Below are 4,404 nucleotides of genomic sequence, written 5' to 3'. Positions count from 1 at the left end.
CAGCAGATCGCGGCCCGGTCGGCGGCGCTGGCCGCGGTGGCACAGCAGCATCGCGGCCGTGATCCGCGGGCTGTCGACGTCGACGTCCCGATCGCACCGGCGCGGCGGGTCACCGGCACCGTGCCGAGGCTGTACGGCGACCGGCTGGTGGCCGTGACGTACTCGAAGCTCGACGGCAGGCACCTGCTGGAGTCGTGGATTCGCCTGGTGGCGTTGACCGCTCACCATCCCGGAACCGACTGGACCGCGGTGTGCATCGGCCGGGGCACGGGCCGGGGCAGCCGGGGAGACGCAGTCCGGCAACGGCTGCTCGGCCCGCCGGACTCGGCCGCCGAGGTGCTGGCCGACCTGGTCGAGATGTACGACGCGGGCCGCCGCGCGCCGATCCCGTTGCCGCCCAAGACGTCCTATGCGTGGGCCGAGACCGAGCACCGCCGGGGTGCACCCAGCCGCGAGGCGGGCTGGAAGTGGAAGTCGGGCCGCTACCCTGGTGAGGATCAGGACCGCGCGCACGTCAAGGTGTGGGGCCCGCACTTCCCGCTGTCCGGTCTGGTCGATGCCGGCCTGCCCGACTACGCCGCGCGGCTGTGGTCGCCGATGCTGCGCGCCGAGAGGACACTCGAGTGACGGAGCCCTTCGATCTCCTCGGCCCGCTCCCGGCGGACAAGACCACCACAGTGTTGGAGGCCAGTGCGGGCACCGGAAAGACGTTCGCGCTCGCCGGTCTGGTCACCCGGTATGTCGCCGAGGGCGTGGCCACGCTGGACCGGATGCTGCTCATCACGTTCGGCCGCGCCGCCAGCCAGGAGCTGCGCGAACGGGTACGCGCCCAGATCGTGGACGCGGTAAGGGCTTTCGATGATCCGGCCGGCGCGGCCGACAACGAGATCATCGACCATCTGCTCAAGGGCACCGTCGAGGAGCTGGCCGAACGCAGGCAGCGGCTGCGCGACGCGCTCGCCGGTTTCGACGCCGCCACCATCGCGACCACCCACCAGTTCTGCCAGCTGGTGTTGCGCTCGCTCGGCGTGGCGGGCGACACCGACTCCGGAGTGGAGCTGGTGGAGAGCCTCGACGACCTGGTGACCGAGATCGTCGACGACCTGTACCTCGCGCATTTCGGACAGCAGCGCGACGAACCGCTGCTGACCTACGACGCCGCGCTGAACCTGGCCCGCGAGGTGGTCCGCAACGCGCACACCGAATTACGGCCCGCCGACCCCGCTCCCGGCTTCGACCCGCATGTGCGGGTGCAGTTCGCCCAGGCGGTGTGCGCCGAGCTGGAGACCCGCAAGCGCCGGCTCGGCATCCTGCACTACGACGACCTGCTGTCCCGGCTGGCCGACGCGCTGGAGTCACCGGACTCGGCGGCCAGGGCGCGGATGCGGCAGCGCTGGTCGATCGTGATGGTCGACGAGTTCCAGGACACCGACCCGGTGCAGTGGCAGGTGATCGACCGCGCGTTCAGCGGGCACTGCACGGTGATCCTGATCGGTGACCCGAAACAGGCGATCTACGCGTTCCGCGGCGGCGACATCGTCACCTATCTGCACGCCGCGTCGACCGCGGGTGAGCAGAAGACGTTGGGCACCAATTACCGCAGCGACGGTCCGCTGGTCGAGTGCCTGCAGGCGGTGATGCGCGACGCCCAGCTCGGCGACCCGCGCATCGTGGTGCGCCCGGTCGAGGCCCACCACCGCAGGCACCGGCTGCAGGGGGCGCCGCACAACGCGCCGTTCCGGTTGCGGGTCGTCCGCCGGGACCAGTTGGGCACCCGGCCCGACAAGACGATCCCGATCGACAGGCTGCGCAGGCACATCCCGAAAGACCTCGCCGCCGACGTCGCGTCGCTGCTCGCCGGTGGGGCGACGTTCTGTGACCGGCCGCTGCAGCCCGGCGACGTCGCGGTGATCGTGGAGAGCCACCGCGACGGCCACGCCTGTTTCGACGCGCTCACCGCTGCCGGCATTCCGGCGGTCTACACCGGGGACTCCGATGTGTTCTCCTCCCCCGCCGCCGACGACTGGCTGTGCCTGCTGGAGGCGTTCGACCAGCCGCACCGGTCCGGCCTGGTGCGCGCCGCGGCCACCACGATGTTCTTCGGTGAGACCGCCGAGACGCTGGCCGCGCACGACGACACGCTGACCGACCGGATCGCCGAGACTCTGCGCCAGTGGGCTGATTTCGCGCGGGAACGCGGCGTGGCGGCGGTGTTCGAGGCCGCACAGCTGGGCGGCATGGGCGAGCGCGTGCTGTCCTGGGTGGACGGCGAGCGGCACATGACCGACCTGGCGCACCTGACCCAGATCCTGCACGCCACCGCTCATCGTGAGCACTTCGGCCTGCCCGCGCTGCGGGACTGGCTGCGCACCCAGCGCGAGGAACGCAACGGTGCGGTCGAACGCAACCGCCGACTCGACAGCGACGCGGCAGCGGTGCAGATCATGACGGTGTGGGTGAGCAAGGGACTGCAGTTCCCGGTGGTGTACCTGCCGTTTGCGTTCAACCGCAACATCCAGACCCGCGACGTGGTGACCTTCCACGACGGGGACGTCCGCTGCCTGCACATCGGCGGCGAGTTGAGCCCCGATCACGCTGCCGCCCAGGCGCAGGGCCGCCGGGAGGCCGCCGGTGACGACGTCCGGCTGACCTATGTCGCGATGACGCGCGCGCAGTCCCAGGTGGTCGCGTGGTGGGCGCCGTCCAACGATGAACCCAACGGCGGTCTGTCCCGGCTGCTGCGCGGGCGCCGGCCCGGCCAGGACGTGGTGCCGGATCGCTGCGACCCGCCCCGGATCGACGACGCCGACGCGATGGCGCTGCTGCGCGCGTGGTCCGACGCCGGCGGTCCGGTCCTCGAAGAGTCGGTCGTCGCGCCGCCACGCACCGTCGAACTGCCCGCTCCACCAGACGATCTGGATGTTCGGCACTTTCACCGGCGGATCGACACGTCCTGGCGGCGGACGTCGTACTCCGGCCTCATCCGCGCCGCCGAATCCGACGAGAGCGGCGGGGTGAGCAGCGAACCGGAGGTCGTCGAGCTCGACGACGAGGCCGGCGAAGTACCGGTCCGCGACGCCCCCGCGGCCGGCGAGCAGGTGCCGTCCCCGATGGCCGACCTGCCGATGGGCGCCAAGTTCGGCACGCTGGTGCACGCGGTGCTGGAGACCGCCGACCCGTTCGCCGCCGACCTGGCCGCCGAACTGGAGTCGGCGATCACCGACCATGCGGTGTGGTGGCCGGTCGACGTGCCGCCCGCCGAACTGGCTGCCGCGCTGGTGCCGATGCACGACACCCCGCTGGGGCCGCTGGCCCCCGGCGTGACGTTGCGTGACATCGGGCTGCGGGACCGGTTGCGGGAGATGGAGTTCGAGTTCCCGCTTGCCGGCGGCGACCGCCGAGCCGACGCGCCGCCGATCTCGCTGGCCGATGTCGGCCGGCTGCTGGCCCGGCATCTGCCCGCAGAGGATCCGCTGGCGCCCTACGCCGACCGGTTGACCGGCAGCGTGCTGGCCGGCCAGTCGCTGAAGGGCTACCTCAACGGTTCACTCGACGCGGTGCTGCGGGTCGGCGGCCGGTATCTGGTCGTCGACTACAAGACCAACTGGCTCGGCGATCCGGCCCGGCCCCTGACCGCCGCCGACTACAGCCCGGCCCGGCTGGCCGAGGCGATGCTGCATTCGGACTATCCGCTCCAGGCGTTGCTGTATTGCGTTGTGCTGCACAGATTCCTACGCTGGCGTCAACCCGGTTATCAGCCCGGCGAGCATCTGGGCGGGGTGCTGTATCTGTTCGTGCGCGGCATGTGCGGCCCCGACACCCCGGTGGTCGACGGCCACCCCGCGGGCGTCTTCAGCTGGCAGCCGCCGCCGGCGCTGATCGAGGCGCTCTCAGACCTGCTGGACGCCGGGGTGGCGCGATGAGCATCGACGCGTTCGCCGAGCTGTTCGAGCCCGCGGATCTGCATGTGGCGCAACGGTTGACCGCACTGGGGAAAGACGACGACGACCGCGTGGCGCTGGCCGTCGCACTGGCGGTGCGCGCACTGCGCGGCGGATCGGTGTGCGTCGACCTGGCCTCCGTCGCCGCCGCGGCCGGGATGCCGGAGCTGCCCTGGCCGCCGCCGGAGCAGTGGGCGGAAGCGGTGCGGGCCAGCCCACTGGCCGAGGAGCAGGTGCTGCGCCTGCACGGCGACCTGCTGTATCTCGACCGCTACTGGCGAGAGGAACAACAGGTCTGCGACGACGTGCTGGCCCTGCTGGCCGCGCCGCCGCGCCACCCCGTCCCGGGCGTCGGCCGGCTGTTCCCCGACGGCTGGGAGGAGCAGCGCGGCGCCGCGGAAGTCGCTCTGCGGCAGTCACTGACGGTTCTCACCGGCGGGCCGGGCACCGGCAAGACCACGAC

The 4,404-nt window shown here is 71.8% G+C and carries 1 protein-coding gene and 2 pseudogenes; all 3 read left to right on the top strand.

Annotated features, from left to right (window positions below; translation table 11 throughout):
• Nucleotides 1-627: pseudogene (locus MVA01S_RS28780) on the top strand (exodeoxyribonuclease V subunit gamma); the annotation flags it as partial.
• A complete protein-coding gene (recB, locus tag MVA01S_RS28775; RefSeq protein WP_003929666.1) occupies nt 624-3,923 on the top strand; it encodes an exodeoxyribonuclease V subunit beta in 3,300 nt (1,099 codons plus the stop codon). The pseudogene MVA01S_RS28780 and the gene recB, both read left to right, overlap by 4 nt.
• A pseudogene (locus MVA01S_RS28770) lies at nt 3,920-4,404 on the top strand (exodeoxyribonuclease V subunit alpha); the annotation flags it as partial. The gene recB and the pseudogene MVA01S_RS28770, both read left to right, overlap by 4 nt.

It is taken from the genome of Mycolicibacterium vaccae NBRC 14118 = CIP 105934 (genome assembly GCF_001552715.1).
GTDB lineage: Bacteria > Actinomycetota > Actinomycetes > Mycobacteriales > Mycobacteriaceae > Mycobacterium > Mycobacterium vaccae.
Note: the sequence above shows the minus strand (reverse complement) of the source record. Positions and strands in the feature narration are given on the sequence as shown.